We start from the raw sequence: 26,217 nt of genomic DNA, 5'->3' as shown, positions 1-26,217 counted from the left end.
CCGCATCCGGACATTTATGTATCAGGGGGCCTGCTGCACCGATAAGGATTCACAGGCCCGCTGGCCATCAGAAGAATGTGTCCAGGCTGGACTGTGAGCCCCTTGACAGCCCTGCCTCTATTGTGTCAAGATAGGGTTCAACCCTCTCCCTGGAGAAGTCGTGCTCACCGCACAGGAACCGCAATATGCCCTCCCTGTCCGGTCTGCCGAACCTTATCTCCGTGTCCACGTGCGGCGGGTCGAGGAAGAACGACCTGATCCTGTCCAGGTTCTCTATCACCTCGCCCCTGGCCTCGAGCACCCTGGTGATATCGCCATACTTCTTGACCAGCTTCAGCGCAGTCTTCGCGCCCACCCTACTGAGTCCGCTGTTGAAATCGGTGCCGACCATTATGCCTATGTCAACCAGCTGCTCGTACGTTATGCCGTTCTGCCTCAGCGTCTCCTCCAGGCTGGCCACCTCTGGCGATACGTTCTGGTAGACGTTCTTTCCAGGCACCCTTCGCCTGCCCGATACCGTGAAGTTCCTCAGCACCCTCCTGGCACCAAAGAGGAGGCAGTCATAGTCCTGGCTTATGACACCGTAGACCAGGCCAGCCCTGGACATGTACGAGGCCTGGGCCTCCCCCTCCGAAGGGGCCTGCACCACCGGGAGGCCCATGAGGCCCAGGAGTGCCTTGGATTCCTGGACAATCTCATCCGTTATGTAGTTTATCCTGGACGCCAGCGACCTGGCCCTCTCAGCATCGCCTGCCTCCACAGCTTCCTGGTACGCCTCAAGGTCCCTGGCCTTGACCATGGCCCGCTCCTCGAGAGTCCTTGCCTTCAGCTCGAAAGGCCTTCCGTCGAAGACAAAGACGGGCCTTATGCCGCTTTCCAGAAGGTTCACTGTCCTGTAGAAGAGCCCGGACAGGTGTGAGGTCACCCTGCCCTGCGAATCCCTGAGGGGCTCTCCGTTCGGGCCCCTTATGCTGCTCAGGAACTGGTAGATTATGTTGTAGGCATCCACGCTGACCGTCTGCCCCGAGTGCTCCTTCAGAGTTGTGGGGGACCTGACAACGATCTCACCCAGGTCTACGCCCATGCATCACACCTCGCATGAAATGCCAGATTCGGTTATCCTGAACTGTGCCGACCTGCCCTCCTCCACGGACCTGTGTTTCACCGTGACGATCCTCCTCACGCCGTCAGACTTCTCGAGCATGAATATGGCCTTCATGGAGTGGTCTATGACATAGCCGCCGAACGGCTCCAGCCTCTGCTCCTCAGGGTCAAGGTATATCTGGTTTGTCAGGAGAACAGGCACCCTGAACCTGACCGCGATGGAGTTGAGGAGCGATATGTGCCTCTGCATGGCCGCGACCCTCTCCCTCGTGTCCGAACTCTTCTCGAGCCTGAAGTACTCAGTGAACGAGTCTATGATGAGGAGCCCGACCTTCCTCTCCCTCTCCATCATCTTGGAGGAGCGCATGATGGCCACCTCCTGGTCGTCCAGGGAGGTGATCCTGTAGAGCATCAGGTGACGCAGGAGGCCAGTGTCACCCCCCGAGACCTGAAGGAGCCTCTCTGTGGAGAGGCCCTCCGTGTCCAGGAATATGACGGACCTGCCCAGGGAGAGGGCCGAGACAGCGAAGACCATGCACATGTTGCTCTTCCCCGTACCACCCTCACCGTAGAGCTCTGTCATGACTCCCGGTTCCAGGCCACCTGACATCACGTAGTCTATGCATGCCACCCCCGATGGCAGCTTCTCCTCCTTCACTGTGGGGTCCACCTTCTCCATCCATATCATCCCTGCAGGGGCACCACCATGTTGCCCGATCGTGTTGCGTTCCCCTCTTCCCGATCGTCCACATGGCTATTGGATTTAAAAATGGATGCCCCGGGTGATCGCACAAATGGAAACCAAATTATCCGGGACCGTGATGCCATTCCATGGAGTTCAGGGGCGTATTCCCCATCCTGCTCACACCCTTCAGCCGCGACGGTTCTCTGGACCTGGAAAGCCTAAGGCGCATGGTTCGCTATTACATGCGGGCGTCCGTGGACGGCCTCACGATCCTCGGGGAGGTGTCGGAGAGCGAAGCGCTCACCCAGGAGGAGAGGGAGAGCATAATCAGGACAGTGATGGAGGAAACGTCCGGCAGTGTACCCGTGGTGTGTGGCATTACCATGCCTTCGGACAGGCAGGTCCTCATGGAGGCCGAGAGGGCGGCCAGGCTCGGGGTTGACGCGTTCCTGCTGGGCCCGCACAGGGGCCAGGTACCCATGAGCACCATCCTGGGGCGCTACCGCTCCGTCTCCAAAAAATATGCACTGCCCACAGTTGTCCTGGACAACCCGGCCCTTGGCTTCGCCAGGATCGGTGTGGACACCCTGAGGGCCATAGTCTCAGAGGCAGAGAACGTGGTCTGCGTGAAGGTGGAGGAGCAGCCCTCGCCGCCCAAGGTCAGGGCAATCAGGGCAGCGCTGGGCACATCGATTTCCATACTGGGGGCACTCCACGGCAGGAACCTGCTCTGGGAGCTGGCTGAGGGTGCGGACGGGGTGATGACATCTGCACCTATCCCGGAGCACCTTGTGTCCATATACAGGCTCTTCAGGGAGGGGAAGGTGGAGGAGGCGACCGATCTCTTCGCCAAAACGCTTCCCCTGGCCAACTTCTACCCTGAGAGGACTGTGGCTGTGAAGAAGGCCATACTGAAGGAGCTGGGCGTCATATCTGAACCTCTGACAAGGGACCCTTTCCCGCCACTGGATGAGGGTTCCATGGTGCACCTGAGGAGACTGTTGCAATGGACTCTGGAAAACACAAAGGCCGGCATGCTGTTGCGTTGAAAACCAATGTTTTTCCAGGAAAAAGGAGCGATAAAAGTTAATCCAGCAAGCGATACCCCGTTGTGCTCACTTTCGACACAGTTGTGGTGGGTGCTGGCATAACCGGGCTTGCCTCGGCCTACCACATAAAGAGGGAAAACCCGGACATGAACGTGGCGGTTGTGGAGAAGAAGGGGACATTTGCCCAGGGTAACACGGCAAGGAGTGCCGCCGGCTTCAGGGACCTCTTCTCCTCTGAGGTGAACAGGAAGCTCACGTCCTCCTCCATTTCCTTCTACAGAAAGGTGCAGGAATCTGGCTTCAACCTTGGCATGAAGTTCAACGGTTACCTGTTCCTCGCTGGCAGGAAGTTCGTGGAGTGCGATGTGGTCCAGGGCTTCATAAGGGAGGGGAGGGCCAGGGTAGTGGAGGAGGACGAGATAAGGGAGGCAGGCTTCAACACCAGGCCATCAAGCGAGGAGAAGGCCCTGCTCTCGGTGCCTGACATAGATGCCGGCCTCCTCGGCAGGAACTGCGGCATAATAGAGCCGGACAGGCTGGCAGCCTACTACGAGGGCGAGTGCAGGAGAATGGGGGTGGAGTTCCTCTACAACACAGAGGTGAGGCCGCTGAGGCTGAAGCCCGTGGAACCACTCAATTATCCGGGAGAGCCGTTCCTCTGGCAGTCTGTGCATGTGGACACTCTGGATACCAGCAGGGGCACGGTCAGGGCGGAACAGTACGTGCTCTGCACCGACATGTGGACGACCGCACTCCTTGACCCAACAGGCATAGACAGCCACACGAGGCCAAAGAAGAGGCAGGTCTTCCAGGTGAGCGGGAGCGAGATATCCTCCCTGGTCAGGCACCCCATGGTGGAGGGGGAGGACGTCCTCCCCTTCACGATACTCCCAGCCCACGGCATAATAATGAGGCCGGAACCAAAAAGTGGGTCCGTGTGGTTCTCTGTTGCCGATGACTACGGTCGCCCCTATTCCTTCGAGGAGGACCCCCAGCCGGAACCCGAGTTCTACGAGAGGAGCATAGTGCCAGTTGTGAGTGCCTACATACCGGCTGTCTCAAGGTCCAGGGTGACGTCGATGTGGGCTGGCCACTACGCCTACAACACCATTGACAGGACACACTACATCTTCAGGGACCTGAACGTGATCGTGGCCACAGGCACCAGCGGAAGCGGCATCATGAAGGGGGACGCAGCGGGCAGGATCGTCTCTGCACTCCTCGCCGGCAGGGAGAAGGCAATGCTCTATGGCGGGCAGGAAATAGATGTCGCCGCCCTGGGCGTTGAGGACAGGCACCTCCCCAAGGAGAGGATAGTCATCTAGAGGGAGTGGGTGAGGTAGTCGAGGCGCCCGCCGTCCACAACGAGCACCTGGCCCGTGACAAAGCGTGAGAGCGGGGACGCCAGGAAGAGGACGGCATCTGCTATCTCCCCTGGCTGTGCGACCCTGGAGAGGATGGTCCTGGATGCCCTAGAGGGGTAGACCTCATTGACCTGCTCCTCGCTCCTCCCACGCCTCATCATTTCAGTGTCCACGGTTCCGGGTGCCACTGCGTTCACCCTGACGCCATATTTGCCCAGGTCGAAGGCCATCCTCCTCGTCAGAGCCATCACAGCAGCCTTTGTGACCGAATAGAATGTGTAGCCCTCCAGCGCCGTGCCCAGGCCTGCGTTGCTTGCCACGTTCACAATGCTCATGTCACCCTTCCTGACCCTCTCACCGAGGGCCCTGGTGAGGTGGACTATGCTGTAGACATTGGTGCGCATCATCGCGTCCAGGTCGCTGAGGGGCTGTTCCATGATGTCACCGTTCAGCATCACGCCGGCGTTGTTCACCACAACGTCCGGCCAGCCCACTTCAACACGGATCTGGCTGCACGCCCTGGCAACATCTTCAGGTTCCGACACATCGCACCTCACTGCCACAGCACGGCACCCCATGGCCTCTATCTCCCTGGCTGTCGACTCCGCATCCACGTGGTCCTCCCTGTATATCAGTGCCACGTCACTGCCTTCCGAGGCCAGGCGCAGTGCCACCGCCCTCCCGATGCCCCTTGATGCGCCCGTGACCAGCGAGAGCATGCCGTCAAGGAGCGGCACCCTGCCCCACCCCCTCCCCGTCCACCATGTATTTCCTGAACCAGGCCAGCTTCCTCTCAAGCCTGTCGACCATGTTCTGCGGCCTCCCGTGCCTTGCATGCTCGTGCGAGTCCCCTGAGTACCTGACAAGCTCGCTGTCCACGCCGTAATAGCGCAGCGCCATGAACATCTGCTCCGACTGCTCGATGGGGCACCTGAAGTCCTCCTCGCCATGTATATACATGGTGGGTGTCCTGGCATCCTTGACGCTGTATATCGGGGACATGCGCAGCAGCCTCTCCTGCGATTCCCTGCTCCACGGGTCCTCTATGCCCGATTCCACAGCATTGAACCAGAAGCCTATGTCACTGGTGCCGAGCATGCTCAGGAGGTTCGACACGGGCATCTCGGAAACAGCGCAGGCGAACCTGTTGCTCTTCACGATGGCCACATTGGTCATGAAGCCCCCGTAGGAGCCTCCCGTGATGGCTACCTTCCCGGTGAGGCCAAACCTGTCCCTGGCATCGTCAAGGAAGGAGAGAACATCCTCAAAGTCCCTCCCTCCCCAGTCGCCCACGCATGCCCTGGCGAAGTCATCACCGTACCCTGAACTCCCCCTGGGGTTGCCGTAGACGACGTTGAAGCCGTTGGCCGCTAGGAAGTTGAACTCTATGTAGTAGCAGTTTCCGTACGCCATATGGGGCCCACCGTGCACGGAGAGGACTGTCGGGCGCTCACTGCCTGAGTGGATGAACCAGTACTCTCCCCCGCCAGTCCTGAAGTTCTCCACCTCAGCACCCCTCACTCCAGGGTTCGGGTCGTACTCCTGCTCGCCGAACCTTAGCAGGGACGGTCTCCCTGGCTCCGTGAGGATGTACGCCAGATTGCCGCCAGAGGAGTGGAAGTACCTCACTGACATGCCCCGGCCCGTCAGCCTTTTCCGGGCCAGGACGTCGTAGACGTAAGTGTCTCCGCCCTCATGGGCTATGGTGTAGAGGCTGCCGTCGGTCACAAGGCCCTGTGCACCGCCAACAAAGAGGTCCGTGATGACATCCAGGGAGCAGTTCACGCCGCCAGACAGCACCCTCCCATCAGCTGCCATTACGCTCTTCTGCTTCCACGGCGCAATGCCGGACCTGTGGCCGATGAACACAGCCTCGCCGGATGGCGTGAAGCCCACGGATGTGGCCAGGCCCCTGCCGCCCGTCAGCTTCTCCCTCCCTGAGAGGCCGCTGATGAGCCTGTAGACCTGGTGCAGGCCTGTGCTGTCGTCCTCCTCGGTTGTGGACACGATGACATCGTCACCGCTAACGGCGAAGTCCACCACATCGAAGTCACCGGCCACTATGTCCCTGCCGCCCTTCACTGAAACGAGCTTCTTCCTGCTCCTCAGGTAGCCCCTTGTGTCGTACCTGTACATCTGCCTCTTCGCCACGAAGAGTGTGCCAGCCTCCGCCTTCGCCTCCACTATGGCGAGCATGTCATCATTGTAGGGCAGGAACTTGTGTATCTTGCCGAAGGTTGCTACCCTCTCTGGCCCTGACATCCTGCCCATCCTCATGAGGCTCTCCTCACCGCCAGCCGAGGATATGTAATAGAGGTACCCACCGTATACAGAAGGGGACCTCTCGGAACCACCGAAGGTGACCCTCTCCACCCTGCCGTGGGCCATCCTGAATATGGAAGACCCGTACTCATTACCCTCTATCCAGTTCTGGACAAAGTAGCACTCGTCACCGTTCACGAAAGGGTCGGACAGGACCTTGACCGAATAGGCTTCCCTGGCGTCCATGGGTATGTATCGCTCCCTTGAAATATTTCTTTCTCGCCGGCCGCAATGGAGACCACCGGGGTATGAACCCTGACCTGCTGCCTTGGCAGTGGCGGTGCGGGCCAAAATTACGGATCGGTCCTTTCGCGCAAATCAATGACGGAATTGCCGGCTGCTGTTCCCAGACCCCAACCGCCTATGCCATTCTCAGGAGGCAGAGGCAACAAGGTTTCCCGTTACCGTGCCAGGTCGCCTGTTTGTGTTCCTTACAGAGAGCGGAGTGGTGGATGCCACCACGCCGGACGGAGAGGAAGGAGGTTTTTCTTTCGACCACGGCCAAATGTGCTGGCAGATGGAAATGGAGTTCCGGTAACCACCGTATGGCTGGGGGCCCGTCTTTCATGGAGTGACAAAGTTTAACTCTCTCTGCAGATACAGTGTGCCATGGCCTGGAAGAGAGTAGTGTCAATGAAGGCACTGGAGGTTGCAGGAGGGTCGTTTGCTGCCAGGGTAGATAACGAGGTCGTCTTCATAGCAAAGAGCGGGAACAACCTCTACGCCATGGACGCTGTTTGCTCCCACGCCAAGTGCATCCTGGGCAAGTACGACGCGGAGAAGAACCAGGTGCAGTGCTTCTGCCACAAGGCTGTATTCGACGTCAAGACCGGCAGGATGCTGGAGCCACCATTCGTCGCACCGAACGCGATGATGGACAAGATGGGCAAGAAGACATTCGCAGTGAGGGAGAACGAGGGGTTCATCGAGGTTGACCTGGAACAGTCAGGAAACTGACTGTTCAAGCATCTTTATCTCTTCCTCATCCATCTTCCAGCCCATTGCGCCGGTGTTCTCCCTGACGTGTTCAGGGTTCGATGCCCTGGGTATGGGGTAGACGTTATCGAACTTGGACAGGAACCAGTTGAGCACTATCTGCGGGACGGTCTTGCCTGGATGGTCTTCCTGTATCTTCTTGACCGCCTCGGCGAATTTCCCGCTGGATGTCACAAGCCTGCCATGCCCGAGGGGGTAATAGGCCAGCACCGACATGCCGTTCTCTCTGCATATTGGCAAGATATCGGCCTCGATTTTCCTATTCAGCAGGTTGAACGGCATCTGCGTTGACACGATCCTCGCATCCCTGACCACAGACAGGGCAAACTTCGTTAGCTCGGCGTCAAAGTTGCTTATGCCTATGTATCTGACTGTGCCCTCCTTGACCTGCTCCTCTATGGCTTTGAGGGCCTCTCCCACTTTCTCCCGGGATGAATTGAGGTGCAGCTGGTAGAGGTCCACATAGTCTGTGCCCAGCCGCCTCAGGCTTGCCCTCAGGGACTTGAGGAGCCTCTCCCTCCTGTAGTGCGATGGCCAGACCTTTGTGGCCAGGAACACCTTGGACCTGTCCCTGCCCCCCAGCGCCTCGGCCACCATGTCCTCCGACTGGTATATCTCCGCAGTATCGATCATGTTAACGCCGCACTCCAGGGCGGTCGAAATGGCCTTCACCTTCATGTCCCTGTTCGGCCTGCTCCCGAAGAGCCTGGCACGGACGATCCAACCAGGATCGTAGTAGGTACCGACACCAATCTCAGAGACCATGAAGCCTGTGCCCGAGAAGTCACGCATCTGCAATTATGAAGGCGATGGGAGAGTTAAACATTTTCACTCGTCTGACTGCGTCAGCTCCCTGAGCCTTGTGACGCCGTCTATCTCCTCTATGATCTCCGCCACGGCCTTCGGCACATCAGACTTCCAGTCCTCACCGCTTATGATCTTCTTCCTTATGCTCGTCCCGGACCAGTCCTTCCTGTTTAGCAGCTTCATCGAACGCACCTCATAGCCGCTCTCCTGGAAGAGCCTCCTCACAAGGGGGTTATTGGTGTAGACCCTGTCAAAGCCCGGGGTGAGCGATTCCACGTGCGCCACCCAGAGTGGGTTTGAGTTCACGTCCTCGATCGGGACGAGGTAGAAGTTGTAGATGCCCTCCTGTTCCAGCGAGCTGGATATCATGAGGTGCCTCTCCCCTGCCGTGAAGGGGTCCTTTAGGGTGTGCGAGTACTGCGCACTCCCGATACCTATTATGATGCTCCTGTTCTCCTTCAGTATCTCCTTTATCACAGCCAGGTGGCCGTTGTGGAAGGGCTGGAACCGGCCCACCATGAACGCCCTGCCCGTCTCCTTCCTCGGTTTTGCCAACTGTTCAGCCTCCGGCAGCTAGGCGGGAGAGGTCTTTATGCTTATCCTCACCTTCTCGCCCTCTATCTCCCACTCCTTCCCGCCGGGCGCATCGGCGAAGATAACCGAGTCAGAGAGTGTCTCGTTCTTCACCATCTTCATGTGCTGTTGCAGTGCCCTCTTTACCCTGTCAGAGCACTCCACGGTCGTTACGATCCTCTCATCGTATTCGAGGTCCATCTCCTTCCTCATGACCTGCACCCTCCTTATGACCTCCCTGGCCAGGCCCTCCATCTCCAGGTCCTCATCGATCTCCTTGTTCAGGAATATGTCGATGTCGCTCTTTGCCTCGTGCAGGTATGCGTACCTCGGGTCTGGAACCTCCGTTATCTCAAGCATGTCCTTCTCTATCTCCCTGTCCTCCCAGGTCACGTAGCCCTTCTCCGATACTTCCCTGTATATCTCCTCCTGCTCTGTGCTCTCCACATAGGCCTGGAGCTGCCTGACCTTTGAACGGAGCACTGGCGCTGCCCTGGACATGTTGACCCTGACCTGGTGCATCAGGGGCCTCTTCTCCTTTGCTATGTACCTTACAGACCTCGCGTTGCACTCCGGCGCTATTATCTCTATGATGTCCTCCGGTATGCTGCCGGGTGCAGATATCAGTATCTCCGTCACCGGTTGCCTGCCCTTTATCCCGGATTCCTGCCTCAGCCTCCTGACGCCCTCGATCACGGTCTTTGCGAACTCTATCTCCCCCTCTATCTCCCTGTCTATCAGGTCCGGGTCGGCCACCGGATAACGCTCCTCATGGACGCTCCCTCCCCCGGGCACAAGGCGCTTGTATAGGTACTCGGAGAAGAACGGCGTCAGCGGTGCCATCATTTTCACTGTGTTCAACATGGCATAGAACAGTGAAGAGTAGGCCCTCTCCTTCTCTATGCCCATCTCATCTGACCAGAACCTCCTCCTTGAGAGGCGGAGGTAGAAGTTGGATATGTCGTCTATGAGGTCCATTATGAGCTTCAGCGCAGTGTGCACCTGGTAGTTGTCCATCTCCCTGGTCACGTCCCTGACGGTGCTGTTGACCCTTGACACTATCCAGCGGTCCAGTATGTTCTTGGGCTGCACCAGGCCCCTGTACATGTAACCGTCCAGGTTGGCATTGGACGCGAAGAACTGGTAAACGTTAAGCATAGTGTATATGGTCTTCCTGGACATCTCCAGGATCAGCTTCCTGTCTATGGCCTTGGGCCTCCAAGGCGCATTGCTGAGGAAGAAGAGGCGGACAGCATCTGCACCGAACTCGTTGATGAAGTCAAGGGCGTAGACGGAGTTGCCCTTGCTCTTGCTCATCTTCCTCCCCTGCTCGTCAAGGATGAAGTCTATGGAGAGGACGTTGCTGTAAGCATTCTTCTGGAACAGGAGGGACGAGATCACGTGCAGTGTGTAGAACCAGCCGCGGGTCTGGTCTATGGCCTCGGTTATGAAGTCCACCGGCAGGTCAGAGGATGGGTCGAAGTCCTTCGAGAACGGGTAGTGCATGGCTGCGTAAGTGGCACTTCCTGAGTCGAACCAGGTATCTATGACGTACGGCTCCCTCCTCATCTCCCCGCCGCACTCCGGGCATTTCAGAGTGACCTGGTCTATGTAGGGCCTGTGCAGGTCCTTCGGGACTTCGCCGCCGAGTTCCCTTATCTCCGACATGCTGCCGAGGAAGACCGTGTGGCCATTGCTGCAGTCCCAGACGGGGAGCGGCGTCCCCCAGTACCTGTTCCTGCTCAGCGCCCAGTCCTTGGCCTCTGCTAGGAAGTTGCCGAACCTGCCGTCCTTCAGGTGGTCCGGGTACCAGTTTATCTTCGAGTTGTTCCTCTGCAGTTCCTCCCTTATCCTGGAGACCTTAATGAACCAGGCCTCAAGGGGGTAGTACAGGAGTGGCGTCCCGCACCTGTAGCAGAACGGGTAAGTGTGGCTCACCTTGCCGCTCCTGAACAGGAGGCCCCTGCCCTTGAGGTACGATATTATCTTCGGGTCAGCGTCCTTCACGAAGAGGCCTGACCACGGGAGCCTGTCGTCCTCGAACTTTCCGGAGGCGTTCACAGGGTTTATGACAGCAACACCCTCCCGCCTCCCTATCTCGAAGTCCTCTGCCCCGAAGGCCGGCGCCGTGTGCACTATGCCTGTGCCTTCCTCGAGGGTGACGTGGGAACCCCCGACAACCCTGCAGGAGCCGTCAGGTGCTGGTATGAAGTCTATGGGCCTCTCGTACTCCATGCCCAGCAGCTCCGATCCCTTGAGCCTCTTTTCCTCCCTGTACTGCTTCCCCTCCATGACCCGGTCAACTGCAGCGGTGGCCATGTAATATTTTTCTTCACCAACCAATATTAAGGAGTAATCGAAGTCGGGGTTGACCGCCAGGAACTCGTTCGAGGGAAGCGTCCATGGAGTGGTCGTCCAGGCAAGGAAGAAGGTGCCCTCCTGGCCCCTGACCGGAAACTTCACATATACTGAGGGGTCCTTGACCTCCTCGTACCCCTGCGATACCTCGTGCGAGCTCAGCGAAGTCTCGCACCTGGGGCAGTAGGGAACGATCTTGAAGTCCTTGACCAGGAGGCCCCTGCTGTACAGGTTCTTCAGGGCCCACCACTCACTCTCGATGTATTCGTTCCTAAGCGTCACATACGCCTTTGAGTGGTCGATCCAGAAGCCCAGGAGCCTGTCGACCTGCTCCCACTCATCCACGTACCGGAAAATGCTCTCCCTGCAGTAAGAGTTGAACTTCTCTATGCCGAAGTCCTCTATCTCCTTCTTGACCTTGAAACCGAAGTGCTTCTCCGCTTCGAGCTCAACCGGCAGGCCGTGGCAGTCCCAGCCTGCGTACCTCCTCGAGATGGAGTAGCCCTGCATGTACTTGTAACGGAGCACTATATCCTTTATTGTACGCGTCATGGCATGGCCCACGTGCGGCCTGCCGTTTGCCGTTGGCGGCCCCTCAAGGAAGGAGAAGACCCTGGGCCTCGAACTGTCTGAGAGGACGCGCTTCACTGTGCCCTCCCTCTCCCAGAAGTCTAGCACTTCCCTGGATATCTGGTTGAGGCCTATTGATGTGTTCACCGGCTCATAAACAGCTGGACTCATCTGACCGATTGTGAATTTAGTGGGGTATATATTGTTTTGTAGACCCATCCGGCCGTGTTCATCACCTCTTCCCTGCACCGGTAACGAAGAGCGCTGGAACCATAGCCATGAAGCTCACAGAGAGCAGGGATGCCACAGCCGCTGTAACGCCGATGCCCCCCAGAATGGAACTGGCCAGGAGGGCTACGAGCATTGACACCCTGCCACCCACCAGGTAATACTCCCTGCTGATCCAGTACGGGTACGAGCTTGCAGGTACATCCATTATGCCCATGAACGCCGTAAGCGTGCCGTTGCTTATCGGTACAGTCAGGAGGTTGGCAGTGAAGCCGGATAGGAAGGCCGCCACAGCGGCAAGGGAACTGTCCATGAGCAGGAGGCCAGTTGCGATCACCGCTATGCCGTAGAGTGCGTGCACCCATGGCCTGTCCCTGAAGAGGAGCCATGGGGTGAGAAGGTTGCCGAGCACGCTGCCGGAGGCCAGGACGCTCCCCAGGACACCGACCAGGTAGTAGTTGTGCGTCTGCGCGAATAAGTACACTGGAAGCACCACGGAGAGGGCCAGGGTGTAGATGTTAGATGAGAAGAAGAAGACCTTGAACCTAAGCGGTATGTTCCTGTTCGCCTCCCTGAGGTCCCTGGCAGTGAGCCTGCGCCTCTCCCTGGAAACGCCTATGGTCCTCCCCACCGCAGCCGCGACTATGAGGGCAGCTGCGGAAACTGAGAAGACAGGTACGTATCTGGCCACACCGTGGAAAGGTGTTGCCCCTATTATGAGCGCACCAGCCACGGGCCCCACGAGGGAGATTATGCCCGAGATTGTGGAGTTGAGGGAGAGGAAGGTGAGCCTGTCGTTGCCCCTGGTGACCTCCTGCTGCATCACGTTGTTCGAGCCCCAGAAGAGGCCGCCAGATATGCCGTAGATGGTGCCGAATACCAGGGGGTTGAAGAACACACCACCCACCAGGATCGCCAGGAGCATTGAGAAGCCCCTCAGCAGGTTGCCGAGGGCGAAGAGCGTCTCGTCCCTGGCCCGGGAGCTCAAAAAGCCGCTCATGAAGAAGAAGAGGAACTGCGCGGCCTGGTTCATGGCCTGGAACTCCACGACCCTTGCTATGCTGCCGGTTGAGAAGAGCAGTACATTTATGAAACTTGACGCCACGCTGTTCGAAACAAAGAATAGGTTGTATGAGAGTATATACCTCCTAATGCGGTGGCTGGAGAGGACCTCGCTGTACCTCCTCCCGGGGAGTTTAAGGAATATGGAGCCAGGCAAACTGTCCACCTGTAGACCGGGCCAATATTGAAATTTTTACATCCCGGATCCCGTGTATACGGAAATGAATTTTAACGCCCGCACACCTCCCACATGCGGCTGGCGCATGTCCGGCGCTCTGGGGCCTTCACCAGCGCAGAAACGCACAAGTTTAAAATCCACATCTTCGATTTAGATCTGATACTCATGCCAATGGGACCTGGCAGGAAAAGGGATGAGAACCAGGAACAGTTCGAGGATGACAAGTTCCTCATGGTCTTCGGTACAGCGGTCATAGTTGCCATCATAGCGGGCATAGGGCTGGCAGCAGCATACTATGTCCCGTTCATGCACTCCTCCTCCTCGATATCTCCCACTTACATTCCCGACGTCATGAACGCAACGCCCCAGGTGACAAACGTTACGATATCAGGCACGTCCTACACGGTGACCGCAGAGGTGTGGGCCACAGCGACCCCGTCAGCCTACGTCACATCCAACAACACTTCCAGGATGGTCGCAGTGCTGTCAGGAACGCCCAGCATTTCACCCACAGGAACGACAAAGACCGTGTCCGGGGTCAAGTACACGGAGTACAAGGTCAGTGCAACACTCTCGTATAACACGGCACTGATAAGCAGCCTAGAGAGCTCCAAAGTCCTCTCCTCCTCCACGCCTGTCACCGAAGTGCTGGTGGTCTACTACGGCCAGTCTGACGTAAACTTCTACCTGAACTTCTTCTCGTAGATACCCCTTACAGGGTACTTTTTTCATTTCACTGTGAGCAATATCCAAAGGGCCGTTTGTGAAAATCCTTTATATCATGAGTGACTGAACTCCACGATGACAGACGAGCTGCCACCAAGGAGGAGCGGACACCCATACGCAATGTACGACATGCTCATGGACATACCGAACGGCCTCAGGGCCACGGTCTCAGCCTGCGAGGACTTCAGGCTTGGTGGTGACACAGGCCAGATCCTTTTCACTGGAAACGGTACGAGCTACCACTCCGCACTTGTCGGTTCGCAGCCAGCGGACGATATGAGGGTCAGGTGCGTCCAGGCCTTCGAGCTGGAGAGGTTCATGAGGCCATCAGGAACCATCATAGGCATCTCCCACACCGGGAAGACGAAGTCCACCGTTGACGCCCTCAGGAAGCACAGGGGGAAGTGCAGGACCGTGGGCATATCGCATTACAGGGACTCGCCCATCATAAGGGAGAGCGACACGGGTCTTGTCATAGGGAACTCGCCCGATATCTCGCTCTGCAACACAAAGGCGTTCTTCGACAACGCCATCGCCTCGTACATCTTGACGGGAAATGCCCTAGGCGCCTGGGACGACTGGGAAACGGTCTCCTCCATCATCTCAAGGAACATACCCTACTTAGACAGGCTAGGTAGGGAGATGGCCCAGGGCATCCGTGTGCCGAAGAGGATGTTCGTGCTTGGGGCTGGCCCAAACCAGGTCAGCGCCAGGGAGTGCGCACAGAAGCTCAAGGAGGCCACGCACCTCCACGCTGAGGGCATCGAGCTCGAAGAGTTCAACCACGGCTGCACTTCGGTCATAGACCAGGAAACGCTGGTCATAATATTCAGCACGCCCACTGTTGAGGACAGGGTTTCCGACATAGTGAGGGCGTGCAGGGAGACAGATACAGAGACGCTCGTGGTGAACGGCGATGGCGACCACAGCATGGATGTGCCCTACATAGACGAGATGAGGTCGCCGTTCACCTACATCCTCTCTGTCTACTTCTTCGCCTACCACCTAGCCCTGAGGATGGGCATCAACCCTGACTACCTGAGGTTCGAGGACGAGCGCTACCTGCGGTACGACAGCATAGTATTCCCGCCGGGGGCACACTAGATCCTGGAGTACTCGCCCCCCATCGAGGCTGCCCTTCTCTCCAGCTCCCGCAGGGCACCCTCGACGTCCCCCTCGGGGTCCTGGCCAGAAGCGGAAACCTCCAGTTCTATCTCAGGCCCCCTGGGGCCCCTGGGCCTGGGGTGGCTCTTTATGTATACCCTGCCCGCAAACATCTTCATCACCTCATCCACATGGGGCGCAAAGGAGCTCTCCATTATGCCGCGCACCAGCGTCGACCTCTCCGCGTACCTGACGTTCCTGTCAGCGATCAGTTCTATGGCGTTCTCGAGCACAGACCTCATCTCGTCAGGCACGCCAGGCGTCACCAGGTACTTCTTGCCCCCTGCTTCGAGATATATCCCGGGGGCAGTCCCTGCCAGGTTCCTGATGGCTCTGGCCCCCTGGGGCATCATGGCCATCTTCCTCCTGTTCTCTGTCATCTCCAGGCCCCTGGCGGTGAGGCGGGACCTTATCATCTCCATGGCCTCAGGGTTCTCAACGAGCGGTAGTCCCAGGGCCTCAGCGAAAGACGACGATGTCATGTCGTCGAATGTAGGGCCAAGGCCTCCGGTGGAGACCACTATGTCAGCGAACTGTGATGCTGTCCTGAAGCCCCAGACTATCTCCTCACGCACGTCCCTTACCGTGAGGCCCAGGACAACGGTGTGGCCAGAAAATGTGAGCACGCGGCCGATGTGGGCCGCGTTGGTGTTAACGGTCTTTCCCTTAAGTATCTCGTTTCCTATGGTCAGGACAGCGGCTTGCATCGGATGGATATCGCCAGGCCACTTAAAATCTCAGTGCTTCAGCGTCTTTTCCCTGTACTTCTCATTGACCTTCTCTATCTTGTCCTTGTACTTCTTCATGGCTTTCCTGTCCAGTGGCTCGCTCCTCTTGGCGATCTCCTGCCTCAGCTTTTCCTTGTACTCAGGATCTAGGCACAGGTCGAGGAAGTTCTCCTCAAAACGCTCGAGCTCTCTGAGCTGCGCCATCCCTATCGTATCAAAAATCCCCAGACGGTATTTTAACTTAGCTCAGGGGTTCAGCATCCCCTCGTTGATCATGGCCGCTATCAGCATCATCGCGAAGTTCGCGACTATGAGGAGGATCACTATGAGGAGTATCTTGCGGTTCCTTTCCATCCAAGAGATGTATATCAACGCCGATATTTTACTTTTCCAGTGAAATGTTTTATAGCTGAAATAATTTAGGACATGATTATCATGGTGCAGTATAAATGGATAGCACTGTCAAACACCACAATAAGCATACTGATGGCCTTCATCAACCAGACGATCCTGATAATCTCGCTCCCAGCCATATTCAGGGGCATAGACCTGAACCCGTTCGCCCCTGGTTCGTTCGTGTACCTGCTGTGGATCATAATGGGCTACAACATAGTCACAGCCACACTGCTCGTGACATTCGGCAGGCTCTCAGACATATTCGGGAGGACAAGGCTTTACAACATGGGCTTCCTCATATTTACCATCGGCTCCATACTGCTCTTCTTGACGCCGGGCAAGGGTACAACCGGCGCCCTCGAGCTCATACTCTTCAGGCTTGTCCAGGCCGTCGGCGGAGCCTTCCTCATGGCCAACAGCGCCGCCATACTCACGGACGCCTTCCCGCCGACGGAGAGGGGCAAGGCCCTTGGCCTGAACCAGGTGGCCGGCCTCTCTGGCTCTTTCATTGGCCTCCTCCTGGGGGGCATACTGGCCACGATAAACTGGAGGTTCGTGTTCCTGGTTAGCGTGCCCGTGGGCATCCTCGGAACGGTCTGGTCATACCTCAAGCTGAAGGACGTCGGCAGGAGGGACACGCAGCAGAAGATCGACTATGTGGGCAACATGATGTTCGCTGCGGGCCTGACCTCAATACTCGTAGGTGCAACATACGGCCTGATGCCGTACGGCAAGAGCACCATGGGCTGGGGAAACCCGCTGGTCATAGCAGCGATCGTCGTTGGTGCCGCGGTACTTGTGGCCTTCGTCTTCGTTGAGAAGAGGGTGCGCTCGCCCATGTTCAGGATGGAGCTGTTCAAGATAAGGCCCTTCACATATGGCACCCTGGCGGGCATGCTCAGCTCCATAGGCAGGGGCGGGCTGCAGTTCATGCTCATCATACTGCTCCAGGGCATATGGCTCCCGCTCCATGGCTACGCTTATTCTGTGACGCCGTTCTGGGCAGGCGTCTACATGCTCCCCCTGACCGCGGGCTTCCTGATCATGGGCCCGCTGAGCGGTGCGCTCTCCGACAAGTACGGGGCAAGGTTCCTGGCCACATTCGGCATGGTCGTCGCAGGTGTGGCCTTCATAATCCTGGCACTCCTCCCGTACAACTTCGTCTACATCTACTTCGCCCTCGTGCTCCTTGTCTTCGGCCTCGGCAGCGGCATGTTCGCCTCGCCCAACTCCGCCTCAATAATGAACTCCGTGCCCCCGGAGACAAGGGGTGCTGCATCAGGCATGAGGACGACGATGCAGAACGCAGGCATGACAGCGAGCCTTGCCATATTCTTCTCAATAGTGATACTCGACCTCTCCTACAGCCTGCCACACGCTTTCGCTTCCACGCTTACAGCGGCTGGCGCCAGCTCGCTTGTCCCGTACTTCAGCAACATACCGCCGACCTCAGCGCTCTTCTCAGCCTTCCTGGGCTATAACCCGGTTGGCACCATACTCAGCAGCCTGCCATCATCCGCCACCAGCGGCCTCAGCGCCTCGGTAATATCGACGCTTGAGAGCAACACCTGGTTCCCGCATGTCATAGCGCCTGCCTTCATGAAGGCACTCCACATAACCTTCTACTTCGGCATGGCACTCTCCTTCATCGCGGCGGTCGCGTCCGCCATGAGGGGCAAGAAGTACGTGCACGACCTGGACGGCAGCTTACAGGTGCAGAGGGGTGATAGCAGTGCTCCGAGAGGGAAGTGACGTTGAGCCGATAAATATATGGCGCCTCTACTCGCGGACGTGGAAGAAGTGGTACAGGTGCGTTGAAAGGAACCTGAGCTCCCTGGGCCTCGGGGTCAACGACTACTCCACCATACGCATCCTTTCCGAGGAGGGAGAGTGCAATATGGCCTACCTGGCCGAAATGCTGCACGTCTCCCAGGGCTGGATGACCGGGCTGATAGACAAGCTTGAGGAGAGGGGGCTGGTCAGGAGGGTCAGGGGAGACGAGGACAGGAGGGTCATAAAGATAGCCATCACCGACCTCGGGAGGCAGACCTTCGAGAAGGCCAGGGAGACGCACATGAGGTTCGTGGAGAAATCGCTAAAGTCGTTCTCCAAGGAGGAGCTCAGGGAGTTCTACAGGCTCATAGAAAAGCTGAGTGAAAACATAGATGAGATATCACAGTGAGGGCTCAGGGCAGAGCCCTACTCCACATTTCCCAGGAGGCCCTCCATGAACTCAGCAGTTTCCCTGCCGTCCGGCAGGCCCCTCAGGTGTTCTATGGCACTGAGCCTGTCAGGCAAAGGCCTGTTCTGGCTCATCTTGAACTTGGCCTCCAGAGACTCGACCAGGAACCTCATCCCAACGATCTCCCTCATCATGGTGCGGTAGTAGTCCTCCCTCTCCATGTGCCATGACGCCCACTCGGCGTCAAAGACCTCTGAGAGCCGCCTCAGGATCCAAGCCTTCTTCTCCTCGTCCGTTACCTGGGCACTGCCAGCGGCCTTCACCACAGCGTAGTTCCAGGTGGGCACAGACCTCCTGTCGCCGTACCACCTGGCTGATATGTAGTGGTGTGGCCCGAAGAACACGAGGTATGACCTCCTGCCCTGGGCCTTCTTCCAGTGCTCATTGAATACTGAGAGGTGGAAGTAGGCCTCTATCTGCTCGCCAGGGACTGTGACCACGGGAACGAGGGTCATCTCAATGTCCCCATCAACAGGCGTCAGCAGCTGCGCAAACGGGTACTTCTGCATGAAGCCAACGATCCTCTCCCTCTCCCTGACAGCGAACTCCCTCGGTATGTACACGGGCATACAGCATACACGCCCTTATAAAACATGGCTGCAGGGTGGTAATGGTTTTATAACACCACTTTGTATTAAGGATTATGTATATTTCCTCCCTCACATTCGACGCGGAAATCATCCTCACAGCGGTTCTCGCCTTCTTCTTCGGCGCCTGGTTCGCGAGGCTCTTCCTCAGGAGGCCGTGGGGCAGGAAACCCGTTACGGGCAAGGAGGCCCTCATAGGCAGCAGGGCCATAGTGAAGAGCATAAGCAACGGGAACGTAACTGTGAGCGTGAATTCCCAGCTATGGTCCGCCATCGTTGTGGGGCCAAGCATAAACGTGGGCGATGAGGTCATAGTCCTGGGCGTGGACGGCCTGAAGCTCAGGGTGGCCAGGCTAGACAGGCAGCAGATAATAGCGCCCCCTGATGAGGGCGTATAGGCCAGTCCCTCTGCACAGCCCCGCGTGAGACCGTTTCCTGGCATCCCTAGCCCGTAGGGCCTTGTGCACTCCGCTCTCCCTTGACCACAGGCATGGGCTGGCCACATATGGTGCCCCTGCTGAATGTGTTGGCTGGATGCCCTGTACCGCTAGGCCACCGGCAGCAAGCCTGCCCTTAGCACGGTCCTCAGGCGGGCAGCTTCTTGAGCACCATGTCCGTCTTTGTGGATGAGAGGCCCTTGACCGACCTCATGGCCTCTATTATCCTGTTTATCTCCTTCGTGCTGCTGCCCTCAACCCATGCAACAATGTCGTACTCCCCGGAAACCTCCACGACCTGCCTGACGCCCTGGATGGAGCTGAGCCTCCTGGCCACTGATGTTGTGTAGATGTTCGACTCGCACTTGACGGACACCATGGCCTCGATGTTGTCCGGCGTGCTGGAGGAGACCCTTTTTCCCGTCTCCCTCTCCACAAGCTCGACGAGATCGGCATCGGAGAACGACCTGGTATCCTCAGCCCTCTTTATGGCAGATATGACCCTGGTGAGCTCGTCATCGCTTAGCGGGATGCCCATGCGCTCCAGCCTGGCCTTCACCGCGTGCTTGCCTGTGTACTTGTCGATCACATAGTCCCTGCTCCTGTTTAGCAGGGATGGGTCCATGAACTCGTAGGTCCTCGGGTCGCTCAGTATGCCCTGGACGTGTACGCCCGACTTGTGCACGAAGGCGAAGTCTCCTGTGATGGGATAGTTGGGGGGCATCTGTATGCCGCTGTACCTTTCCACCAGGACCGAGAGATCCCTGAGCCTGTCCAGCCTGGCCACGTCCACGCCGAACTTCTGCTTGATGGCGACAGCAATGACCTGCGTTGGCGTTATCCCCACCCTCTCGCCGAGGCCGTTGACCGTGCAGTGTACTATGGTCGCCCCGGCTGATATGGCGGCAAGAGAGTTGGCCACCGCGCACCCCAGGTCGTTGTGCCCGTGGAAGTCATACTCAACGCCTGGCTCTGCGGCCCTCAGCCTCCTGAAGAGGCCCGATGTCTGCTCCGGGTCAAGGAGGCCCACAGTATCCGCGACGCCTATCCTGTCCGCACCGCACTCCCTCGCTGTCCTGATCACCTGGATGAGGTACTCCTGGTCCGTCCTGGAGGCGTCCTCCGGGGTGAAGCGCACCCTGAAGCCATGGTCATGCGCGTACTGTATTGCGTCGCCTATCTTCTGCAGTGCAGCTTCCCTTGTGTCCCTGGTCTTTGCCGCCAGGTGGATGTCGCTCACTCCGTACCATATGGCTATCCTGTCAACCTCCAGGCCCATCGCAATGTCAACGTCAGAGCGCACTGCACGGCTGTGAGCCACCACCTCGCTCGTGATCTCCCCCTCACGCCTAAGCCGCATAATCTCCTTTACGCCGTCGTAAACGTCCGGAGACACCGCCGGGTGGCCCACCTCTATCATGCTGATGCCAGCGCCCGAAAGCGCCCTCGCAATCTCGACCCTCTGCTCCCTCGTGAACACGACCCCCGGTGTCTGCTCGCCCTCCCGCAGGGTGGAGTCCAGGAGGCCAACCCTGATCCCATGTGTCATGCTATCCTGCCCCCATGGCAATGTGAGATATAAAATTATCATTAATCGTAATCAGATTACGAATTTCGTATAGATGACGGATCGTGTCTCTCTTCATCTTTTCCAGAAAATTTCAAAATATATACCTCTCAGTCTCCCTGCCAGCCATCAGGACAGTCTGTTACGTATTCCGTACCGTACATTCAGGAGATCGTATCAGCGCATCTCCGCGATGATGCTGTCAGCCAGGGACACTGTGGTGCCTCTGCCGCCCAGATCCGGGGTCAGATCCTCCGGAGACCGGAGCACCCTGTCTACGGCACCATCGATGGCCCAGGCTACCTTCTCCAGGTCCCTGAGGCCCTTCCTCTCAGAGAGCCAGGACATGAGCATGGACACGGAGAGTATCTCGGATATGGGGTTCGATATCCCTTTCCCTGCAATGTCAGGTGCGGACCCGTGGACGGCCTGGGCCATGGCAAAGCTGTCGCCAGCGTTGATCGAGGGTGCCAGCCCTAGTGTCCCCGAAAGGGCTGCCGCCTCATCGGAGAGTATGTCGCCGAACATGTTGGTGGTAACGATGACATCGAACTTCTCAGGGTGCAGTACCATGTCGTAGGCTGTGGAATCCACTATCCTGTCCTCTGCCTTCACCTCAGGGTACCTGGAGGCCACTTGCCGGAATGCCTGCAGGAAGAGGCCATCCGTCATGCGCAGCACGTTGCCCTTGTGCACAGCGGTTACCTTTTTCCTCCTCCCCATGGCGTACCTGAACGCGACCTCTGAGATCTTCTGGCTCTTAGCCCTCGTTATGACCCTCAGGGACATAGCCACGTCCGGGGTGGGCATGAACTCACCGGAGCCTCTGAACATGTTCCTGTCCGCGTAGAAGTCCTCTGTGTTCTCCCTCACTATGACAATATCGACCTCCTTCCCGCAGATGTTCCTCCCCCTTGACCTTGATGGCCTTATGTTCGCGTATAAATCGAAGTGCCGCCTTATCCTGCCCGATGGGCTCACCGTCTCCTCCAGCGTCCCCGGGTAGCTGCCGACCTCCAGCGGGCCCAGGACCAGTGCATCGCACCCCGCTATGGTCTCAAGGACGGCGTCAGTCAGAGGCCTCCCGAACCTCTCCACCGATACCCAGCCCACGGGCACGCCAACCAACTCGACCTCAGTCTCCCCATACGCTTCCAGGGCGCTCCTGAGGACCCTGATGGCCTGCGGCACCACCTCCCTGCCTATCCCATCGCCCTCAGCCACTGCGAGCCTGAGCCTCCTGTCCATGGCACCACCTAAAGCGGCTCCTCGCTCAGGAGCCCCCTGGCCCTGAGCACTTCGATTATGCCTCCCGCGTCTATTATCTCCATAAGGAAGGCCGGGAGGGGCCTGAACCTTATCTCCTCCCCCTCCTCCGTCCTCACCCACCCCTCGTCCAGGTCGGCCTCCAGGGTCTGGCCCTCCGTCACCGCGGAGGTTATGCCAGGCACGGCCACGGCCGGGAGGCCCACGTTCACGGCGTTCCTCAGGAAGAGGCCGTTCACCGATTCTGCGAATACAGCCCTGATGCCGAGCATCAGGAGGTTTGTCGCCGCAGGCCTGGAAGACCCAAGGCCGAAGTTCTTCCCTGCCACCAGGAGGTCTCCGGGCCTGACCTGCTCGGCCCAGCCCGGCCTGTTGGCCCACATGGTGTATTTTGGCCTATCCCTTTCCGGCAGCGTGTAGCAGATGTGCGGGTACATATTATCGGTGTTTACGTTGTCGCCGAAGACCCAGGCCCTCCCCATGACCCTGTGGGCTGTCACTGTGCCATCACCTCCCTGGGGTCTGAGATGTAGCCGTTCAGGGCGGAGGCGGCCACTGTGGCGCTCGAGGCCAGGAATATGCTGGCGTCCCTGGAGCCCATCCTGCCCCTGAAGTTCCTGGTGGTGGAGGTCACAGCAACCTCGCCCGGGGCCAGCAGCCCCATGTGGCCACCGAAGCACGAGCCGCACGTGGGGTTTGTGACCACCGCCCCGGCCTCCGCGATCGCCTTTATGTAGCCCAGCTCCAGGGCCTCCCTGTATATGTTTACCGTGGCCGGAGTGACGATGAGCCTCACGTCCCTGTTTACCTTCCTGCCCTTCAGTATCCGCGCGGCCACCTCAAGGTCATGCAGGCGTCCGTTGGCGCATGAGCCGATTACAGCCTGGTCTATCCTGGTGCCCTGCACGTCACCGACTGGCCTTACGTTGCCCACGACGTTGTGGGGCACCGCGACCATTGGCTCCAGCTCCCCGAGGTCAACAGTGTGCGTCTGTGCGTACGGGGCACCTGCATCCGGTGCCACGGGCCTGTAGTTACCTACCCGGCCTGAAAGGTATGAAGATAAGACGCTGTCATGCTCGAAGATGGAGAACTCCACCCCCAGCTCCGCCGTCATGGCGGATATTGAGGACCTGTCGTCCATGGAGAGAGAGTGCATGTCTCCACCGAACTCTATGTTCATGTTGGATATGTCACCCACCCGCCTGGCTATCTCGAAGAAGGCGTCCTTGGCCTCAACGCCCTTCCTGAGGCCACCCTGGAAGTCTATCCTCACTGTCTCCCCGACGATGAACCACGTCCTGCCCGTGCAGAGCACCTGCATGAGCTCCGGGGTGCCCAGCCCCCTGCTCAGGCAGTTGAAGGCACCCGCTGCTACCGAGTGCGAATCTGTGTTCGCTATTATCGACCCGGGCACAAACCAGCCAAGCTCGGCCCCGAGGGCATGCGATATGCCTCCCCTGCCGGCGTCATAGAAGTTTCTTATGCCCCACGCCCTTGCAAGCTTCCTTATCTTGCTCGTGCCCTCCGCCAGCTCTACGGTTGCCGGCGGCACGAAGTGGTCGAACACTATGGACACCCTGTCCGGATCGAATGGCCTCTTCGGCGGGTTCCTCACCAGCTCTGGGTGCAGTCCAGCTATGTCCAGGAGTATGGCCCTGTCCACGCTCACATTCACAATATCGCCCGGCGACACCGTGCTAAGGCCGGAATGTTCCGCCAGGATCTTCTCCACCATGTTCATTGCCAACACGTACACCTCTACGAATTTCGTAAAGAGATTTACGATTTCAGGACGCAATGCGGTGATAGTATTAAAAACTTGGTCGAACGGAAAATCCCGAGCCTGTGGGCAAGAATTCAGGACATGTGGGCCAGGGGTAAGGGTGTGCATCAGACGTACTGGTCCCCTGACCTGACCATGGCCTCCACCTCCTCCGTCCTGATGCCCGAGTGCACTGCCCAGAAGTACATGCCGAGGCTGAATACCGCCACAACGATGAGGTCCACAGGGAACCCCAGGACACCGATTCCACCGTACTCTCCGAGGTAGGAGAGGAGCGTCAGGGCTAGGATAAACACAGGCACCCAGGCACCTGCCTTCAGGTTCTTTCTGTCGAAGCTCTGCCTGATCTTGCCGGCGAAGGCAAGGGCGAAGTAGAGGATGAAGCCTGCGAATATCGCTATCGCGAGGTAGAGCGTGTCCGGCCACCCAGTCCAGTACACCGTCTCAGAGGCCAGGACGAACGCGACCGGCGATAGCACCCTGGCACCCCACAGCCTGAAGGGCCTCCTCAGCTCTGGCGCCTGCCTCCTCAGGTTCATGAGGGCGGCCCCGCCGACCACGTAGGTGAATACCGTGGCCCCGCTTATGAAGCCCACCATCTTGTACCAGCTGGGGAATGGGAGGAAGAAGAGGAAGCCAACGAGCAGCGTGGCCACCAGGGGCAGCAGTGGTATCCTGGTCCAATCGCTGATCCTCTTGAACGAAGCAGGTAGGTGGCCGTTCACCGCCATGCCGTAGAGTGTCCTTGTGGATGTGCCCATGTACACGTTGAGCGTCCCTGCAGGCGCCAGGTATGCGCTCGCATAAAGTGTGTAAGTGAGCCACACCATGCCGGCTGAAAGTGCTATCGTTGCGAACGGTGAGTTCCTCAGGTTATAGGCAAGGGGGTGCAGGGCCGCGGCATCCCTTGCTGTGGCCAGGGCGTTCAGTGTCTGCCACTGGCCCGGGGCAATGCCCATTGCCGACCAGTTGATGCCCCCTACGAAGAGGACCTGGAGGAGCGAGTAAATGAGTATGCCTATCAGCACAGAGACAACAGTTGCTATCGGTATCGACCTCTGCGGGTTCTTGGCCTCGCCACCGTAGTCCAGGGCCTGCCTGAAGCCGAAGTACGAGAAGACTATGCCACTGCTCGATATTGCGGCGAATACGGGCGCCCACCCGTACGGGAGGAAGCCGTTGGGAGGCACCACATCTGAGGGGTTGAAGTGCACCGCGAAGAGCACCACTATCGTCACGACAGGTATGGCCACCTTCACCCATGTCAGGCCCTGGTTTGACTTGCCCATTATGTTGACACCGAAGTAGTTCAGGACGAAGAAGCCGGTCATGAGGAGCATGGCAATGAGCGTCCCGATGCCAGTCATGACACCGTTGGCCACCAGGGTAGGGTGCTTCACGTAGCTGGCGGCATAGGTCACCACAGCCTCCGCCTCGATGGCCGGGACAGAAACAGCGCTGAGAAAGTAAGCCCAGCCAAATATGAAACCAGCGAAGCTGCCATGTGACAGGTATCCGTACCTCACTATGGCACCGCTCCTAGGTATCATCGCGCCCAGTTCCGCATAGACGAGCGCTATGAATATCACTATGACGCCCCCTATAACCCAGGCCGCTATGGAGCCTGGCCCCGAGAGGACGGATGCACCGTAGGCGGCAAATAACCAGCCGGAGCCTATTATGCCGCCCACGCTGAGCATCAGCAGGTCCCAGGTGGAGAGCGCTTTCCTCAGTTTCCTGTCCTGGTTCTCGTGCGTATGTTCCGCGTTCGCACTTTCCATACACAGTATTATCAATTGTATCTATTTATTCATTTCATTTCTGATATCAAGTGACATCTATTGTAATATATTAAGTATTAGACTAGTTAGCTGTAATATATTGATGCATGAACTGTCAGGGGTGAAGGGAATGGTAGAAACTGCAGTGAAAATACGGCAACTTTTCAAAACGGAAACTGGCCAGCGGTGGGCGCCTCCCATTCGCCCGGCACCATAGACCGAGGTACGGTGCCACCAGCTG

General features: G+C 58.1%; 24 protein-coding genes. 8 read left to right on the top strand and 16 right to left on the bottom strand.

Translation table 11 applies throughout. The features are described 5' to 3' along the window. Positions 1–67 precede the first annotated feature (67 nt). Both fen and radB read right to left on the bottom strand, forming a co-directional pair. Positions 68–1,084 (bottom strand): flap endonuclease-1, encoded by a 1,017-nt coding sequence (gene fen / locus IEW66_RS06325; protein ID WP_188681387.1) that lies wholly within the window; start codon positions 1,082–1,084, stop codon positions 68–70. A gap of 3 nt (positions 1,085–1,087) precedes the next feature. After that, positions 1,088–1,783 carry a DNA repair and recombination protein RadB gene (radB, locus tag IEW66_RS06320; RefSeq protein WP_188681589.1) on the bottom strand — a complete coding sequence of 232 codons (696 nt, stop codon included), beginning with the start codon at positions 1,781–1,783 and terminating at the stop codon, positions 1,088–1,090. 152 nt (positions 1,784–1,935) lie between these two features. On the opposite strand from radB, the gene IEW66_RS06315 reads away from it, so the two are divergent. Continuing rightward, positions 1,936–2,838: a dihydrodipicolinate synthase family protein gene (locus IEW66_RS06315; RefSeq protein WP_188681385.1), complete on the top strand. Its 903-nt coding sequence runs from the start codon at positions 1,936–1,938 to the stop codon at positions 2,836–2,838. A gap of 62 nt (positions 2,839–2,900) precedes the next feature. Further along, positions 2,901–4,163, top strand: a complete 1,263-nt coding sequence (locus tag IEW66_RS06310) for an NAD(P)/FAD-dependent oxidoreductase (RefSeq protein WP_188681383.1) — start codon at positions 2,901–2,903, stop codon at positions 4,161–4,163. On the opposite strand, the gene IEW66_RS06305 is transcribed toward IEW66_RS06310, so the two are convergent. Both IEW66_RS06305 and IEW66_RS06300 read right to left on the bottom strand, forming a co-directional pair. Beyond that, positions 4,160–4,939 (bottom strand): SDR family NAD(P)-dependent oxidoreductase, encoded by a 780-nt coding sequence (locus IEW66_RS06305; protein WP_188681381.1) that lies wholly within the window; start codon positions 4,937–4,939, stop codon positions 4,160–4,162. The two genes, IEW66_RS06310 and IEW66_RS06305, sit on opposite strands and share 4 nt — an antisense overlap. Continuing rightward, entirely contained in the window at positions 4,926–6,710 is a 1,785-nt protein-coding gene (locus tag IEW66_RS06300) for an alpha/beta hydrolase family protein (protein ID WP_188681379.1), read from the bottom strand. Before IEW66_RS06300 ends, IEW66_RS06305 begins: the two co-directional genes overlap by 14 nt. A gap of 423 nt (positions 6,711–7,133) precedes the next feature. Between IEW66_RS06300 and IEW66_RS06295 the strand changes: the two genes are divergently transcribed. Next, the gene (locus tag IEW66_RS06295) at positions 7,134–7,481 is read left to right on the top strand and encodes a Rieske (2Fe-2S) protein (protein WP_188681377.1); all 348 of its coding nucleotides are present in this window, start codon (positions 7,134–7,136) and stop codon (positions 7,479–7,481) included. Here IEW66_RS06295 and IEW66_RS06290 read toward each other — a convergent pair. From IEW66_RS06290 to IEW66_RS06275, 4 genes are all read right to left on the bottom strand, one after another. Next, the gene (locus IEW66_RS06290) at positions 7,470–8,312 is read right to left on the bottom strand and encodes an aldo/keto reductase (protein ID WP_188681376.1); all 843 of its coding nucleotides are present in this window, start codon (positions 8,310–8,312) and stop codon (positions 7,470–7,472) included. The genes IEW66_RS06295 and IEW66_RS06290 overlap by 12 nt on opposite strands. A gap of 36 nt (positions 8,313–8,348) precedes the next feature. Beyond that, positions 8,349–8,846: a nicotinamide-nucleotide adenylyltransferase gene (locus IEW66_RS06285; RefSeq protein WP_188681588.1), complete on the bottom strand. Its 498-nt coding sequence runs from the start codon at positions 8,844–8,846 to the stop codon at positions 8,349–8,351. A 54-nt stretch (positions 8,847–8,900) separates the two neighbouring features. Next, positions 8,901–11,999, bottom strand: a complete 3,099-nt coding sequence (gene ileS, locus IEW66_RS06280; protein WP_188681375.1) for an isoleucine--tRNA ligase — start codon at positions 11,997–11,999, stop codon at positions 8,901–8,903. A 61-nt stretch (positions 12,000–12,060) separates the two neighbouring features. Beyond that, positions 12,061–13,275, bottom strand: coding sequence for an MFS transporter (locus tag IEW66_RS06275; RefSeq protein WP_188681374.1), 1,215 nt, complete (start codon positions 13,273–13,275; stop codon positions 12,061–12,063). A 186-nt stretch (positions 13,276–13,461) separates the two neighbouring features. Here IEW66_RS06275 and IEW66_RS06270 point away from each other — a divergent pair, with 186 nt between their 5' ends. Together IEW66_RS06270 and IEW66_RS06265 are read left to right on the top strand one after the other, a co-directional pair. Then, positions 13,462–14,001 (top strand): hypothetical protein, encoded by a 540-nt coding sequence (locus IEW66_RS06270; protein ID WP_188681373.1) that lies wholly within the window; start codon positions 13,462–13,464, stop codon positions 13,999–14,001. 96 nt (positions 14,002–14,097) lie between these two features. Next, positions 14,098–15,126, top strand: coding sequence for an SIS domain-containing protein (locus IEW66_RS06265; RefSeq protein WP_188681372.1), 1,029 nt, complete (start codon positions 14,098–14,100; stop codon positions 15,124–15,126). On the opposite strand, the gene IEW66_RS06260 is transcribed toward IEW66_RS06265, so the two are convergent. Both IEW66_RS06260 and IEW66_RS06255 read right to left on the bottom strand, forming a co-directional pair. Next, positions 15,123–15,893: a molybdopterin-binding protein gene (locus tag IEW66_RS06260; RefSeq protein ID WP_188681371.1), complete on the bottom strand. Its 771-nt coding sequence runs from the start codon at positions 15,891–15,893 to the stop codon at positions 15,123–15,125. The genes IEW66_RS06265 and IEW66_RS06260 overlap by 4 nt on opposite strands. 30 nt (positions 15,894–15,923) lie before the next feature. After that, entirely contained in the window at positions 15,924–16,118 is a 195-nt protein-coding gene (locus IEW66_RS06255) for a hypothetical protein (RefSeq protein ID WP_075056986.1), read from the bottom strand. Between the two features lie 231 nt (positions 16,119–16,349). On the opposite strand from IEW66_RS06255, the gene IEW66_RS06250 reads away from it, so the two are divergent. Both IEW66_RS06250 and IEW66_RS06245 read left to right on the top strand, forming a co-directional pair. Further along, positions 16,350–18,062, top strand: a complete 1,713-nt coding sequence (locus tag IEW66_RS06250) for an MFS transporter (RefSeq protein WP_188681370.1) — start codon at positions 16,350–16,352, stop codon at positions 18,060–18,062. Further along, complete coding sequence (locus IEW66_RS06245) at positions 18,043–18,492, top strand: MarR family winged helix-turn-helix transcriptional regulator (protein ID WP_188681369.1); 450 nt, start codon at positions 18,043–18,045, stop codon at positions 18,490–18,492. The genes IEW66_RS06250 and IEW66_RS06245 overlap by 20 nt, the downstream gene beginning before the upstream one ends. Before the next feature lie 17 nt (positions 18,493–18,509). Here IEW66_RS06245 and IEW66_RS06240 read toward each other — a convergent pair whose 3' ends face one another. Continuing rightward, entirely contained in the window at positions 18,510–19,115 is a 606-nt protein-coding gene (locus IEW66_RS06240; RefSeq protein ID WP_188681367.1) for an FMN-binding negative transcriptional regulator, read from the bottom strand. An 80-nt stretch (positions 19,116–19,195) separates the two neighbouring features. Between IEW66_RS06240 and IEW66_RS06235 the strand changes: the two genes are divergently transcribed. Next, positions 19,196–19,537 carry an NfeD family protein gene (locus IEW66_RS06235; protein ID WP_188681365.1) on the top strand — a complete coding sequence of 114 codons (342 nt, stop codon included), beginning with the start codon at positions 19,196–19,198 and terminating at the stop codon, positions 19,535–19,537. Positions 19,538–19,724: 187 nt separating this feature from the next. On the opposite strand, the gene lysS is transcribed toward IEW66_RS06235, so the two are convergent. The 5 genes from lysS to IEW66_RS06210 all read right to left on the bottom strand — a co-directional run bounded on the left by lysS (position 19,725) and on the right by IEW66_RS06210 (position 25,976). Then, a complete protein-coding gene (gene lysS, locus IEW66_RS06230; protein ID WP_188681363.1) occupies positions 19,725–21,125 on the bottom strand; it encodes a homocitrate synthase in 1,401 nt (466 codons plus the stop codon). Between the two features lie 195 nt (positions 21,126–21,320). Beyond that, entirely contained in the window at positions 21,321–22,391 is a 1,071-nt protein-coding gene (locus IEW66_RS06225) for an isocitrate/isopropylmalate dehydrogenase family protein (RefSeq protein WP_188681361.1), read from the bottom strand. A gap of 8 nt (positions 22,392–22,399) precedes the next feature. Next, positions 22,400–22,909 (bottom strand): LeuD/DmdB family oxidoreductase small subunit, encoded by a 510-nt coding sequence (locus IEW66_RS06220; RefSeq protein WP_229657531.1) that lies wholly within the window; start codon positions 22,907–22,909, stop codon positions 22,400–22,402. Next, complete coding sequence (locus IEW66_RS06215; protein WP_188681586.1) at positions 22,906–24,159, bottom strand: aconitase/3-isopropylmalate dehydratase large subunit family protein; 1,254 nt, start codon at positions 24,157–24,159, stop codon at positions 22,906–22,908. The genes IEW66_RS06220 and IEW66_RS06215 overlap by 4 nt, the downstream gene beginning before the upstream one ends. A gap of 143 nt (positions 24,160–24,302) precedes the next feature. After that, a complete protein-coding gene (locus IEW66_RS06210) occupies positions 24,303–25,976 on the bottom strand; it encodes an APC family permease (protein ID WP_188681359.1) in 1,674 nt (557 codons plus the stop codon). Positions 25,977–26,217: the final 241 nt, after the last annotated feature.

The sequence above is a fragment of the Thermogymnomonas acidicola genome, from assembly GCF_014646795.1.
Lineage (GTDB): Archaea > Thermoplasmatota > Thermoplasmata > Thermoplasmatales > Thermoplasmataceae > Thermogymnomonas > Thermogymnomonas acidicola.
This window is presented reverse-complemented; position numbering and strand designations above follow the sequence as displayed.

Excerpts from the sequence above, each read along its gene's own strand:
- IEW66_RS06295 (WP_188681377.1), top strand. The coding sequence starts at position 7,134 with ATGGCCTGGAAGAGAGTAGTGTCAATGAAGGCACTGGAGGTTGCAGGA.
- IEW66_RS06300 (WP_188681379.1), bottom strand. The coding sequence starts at position 6,710 with ATGGACGCCAGGGAAGCCTATTCGGTCAAGGTCCTGTCCGACCCTTTC.
- IEW66_RS06235 (WP_188681365.1), top strand. The coding sequence starts at position 19,196 with ATGTATATTTCCTCCCTCACATTCGACGCGGAAATCATCCTCACAGCG.
- IEW66_RS06210 (WP_188681359.1), bottom strand. The coding sequence starts at position 25,976 with ATGGAAAGTGCGAACGCGGAACATACGCACGAGAACCAGGACAGGAAA.
- IEW66_RS06290 (WP_188681376.1), bottom strand. The coding sequence starts at position 8,312 with ATGCGTGACTTCTCGGGCACAGGCTTCATGGTCTCTGAGATTGGTGTC.
- IEW66_RS06285 (WP_188681588.1), bottom strand. The coding sequence starts at position 8,846 with ATGGTGGGCCGGTTCCAGCCCTTCCACAACGGCCACCTGGCTGTGATA.
- IEW66_RS06255 (WP_075056986.1), bottom strand. The coding sequence starts at position 16,118 with ATGGCGCAGCTCAGAGAGCTCGAGCGTTTTGAGGAGAACTTCCTCGAC.
- IEW66_RS06315 (WP_188681385.1), top strand. The coding sequence starts at position 1,936 with ATGGAGTTCAGGGGCGTATTCCCCATCCTGCTCACACCCTTCAGCCGC.
- IEW66_RS06225 (WP_188681361.1), bottom strand. The coding sequence starts at position 22,391 with ATGGACAGGAGGCTCAGGCTCGCAGTGGCTGAGGGCGATGGGATAGGC.
- IEW66_RS06265 (WP_188681372.1), top strand. The coding sequence starts at position 14,098 with ATGACAGACGAGCTGCCACCAAGGAGGAGCGGACACCCATACGCAATG.
- lysS (WP_188681363.1), bottom strand. The coding sequence starts at position 21,125 with ATGACACATGGGATCAGGGTTGGCCTCCTGGACTCCACCCTGCGGGAG.
- fen (WP_188681387.1), bottom strand. The coding sequence starts at position 1,084 with ATGGGCGTAGACCTGGGTGAGATCGTTGTCAGGTCCCCCACAACTCTG.
- radB (WP_188681589.1), bottom strand. The coding sequence starts at position 1,783 with ATGGAGAAGGTGGACCCCACAGTGAAGGAGGAGAAGCTGCCATCGGGG.
- IEW66_RS06270 (WP_188681373.1), top strand. The coding sequence starts at position 13,462 with ATGCCAATGGGACCTGGCAGGAAAAGGGATGAGAACCAGGAACAGTTC.
- IEW66_RS06260 (WP_188681371.1), bottom strand. The coding sequence starts at position 15,893 with ATGCAAGCCGCTGTCCTGACCATAGGAAACGAGATACTTAAGGGAAAG.
- IEW66_RS06250 (WP_188681370.1), top strand. The coding sequence starts at position 16,350 with ATGGTGCAGTATAAATGGATAGCACTGTCAAACACCACAATAAGCATA.
- ileS (WP_188681375.1), bottom strand. The coding sequence starts at position 11,999 with ATGAGTCCAGCTGTTTATGAGCCGGTGAACACATCAATAGGCCTCAAC.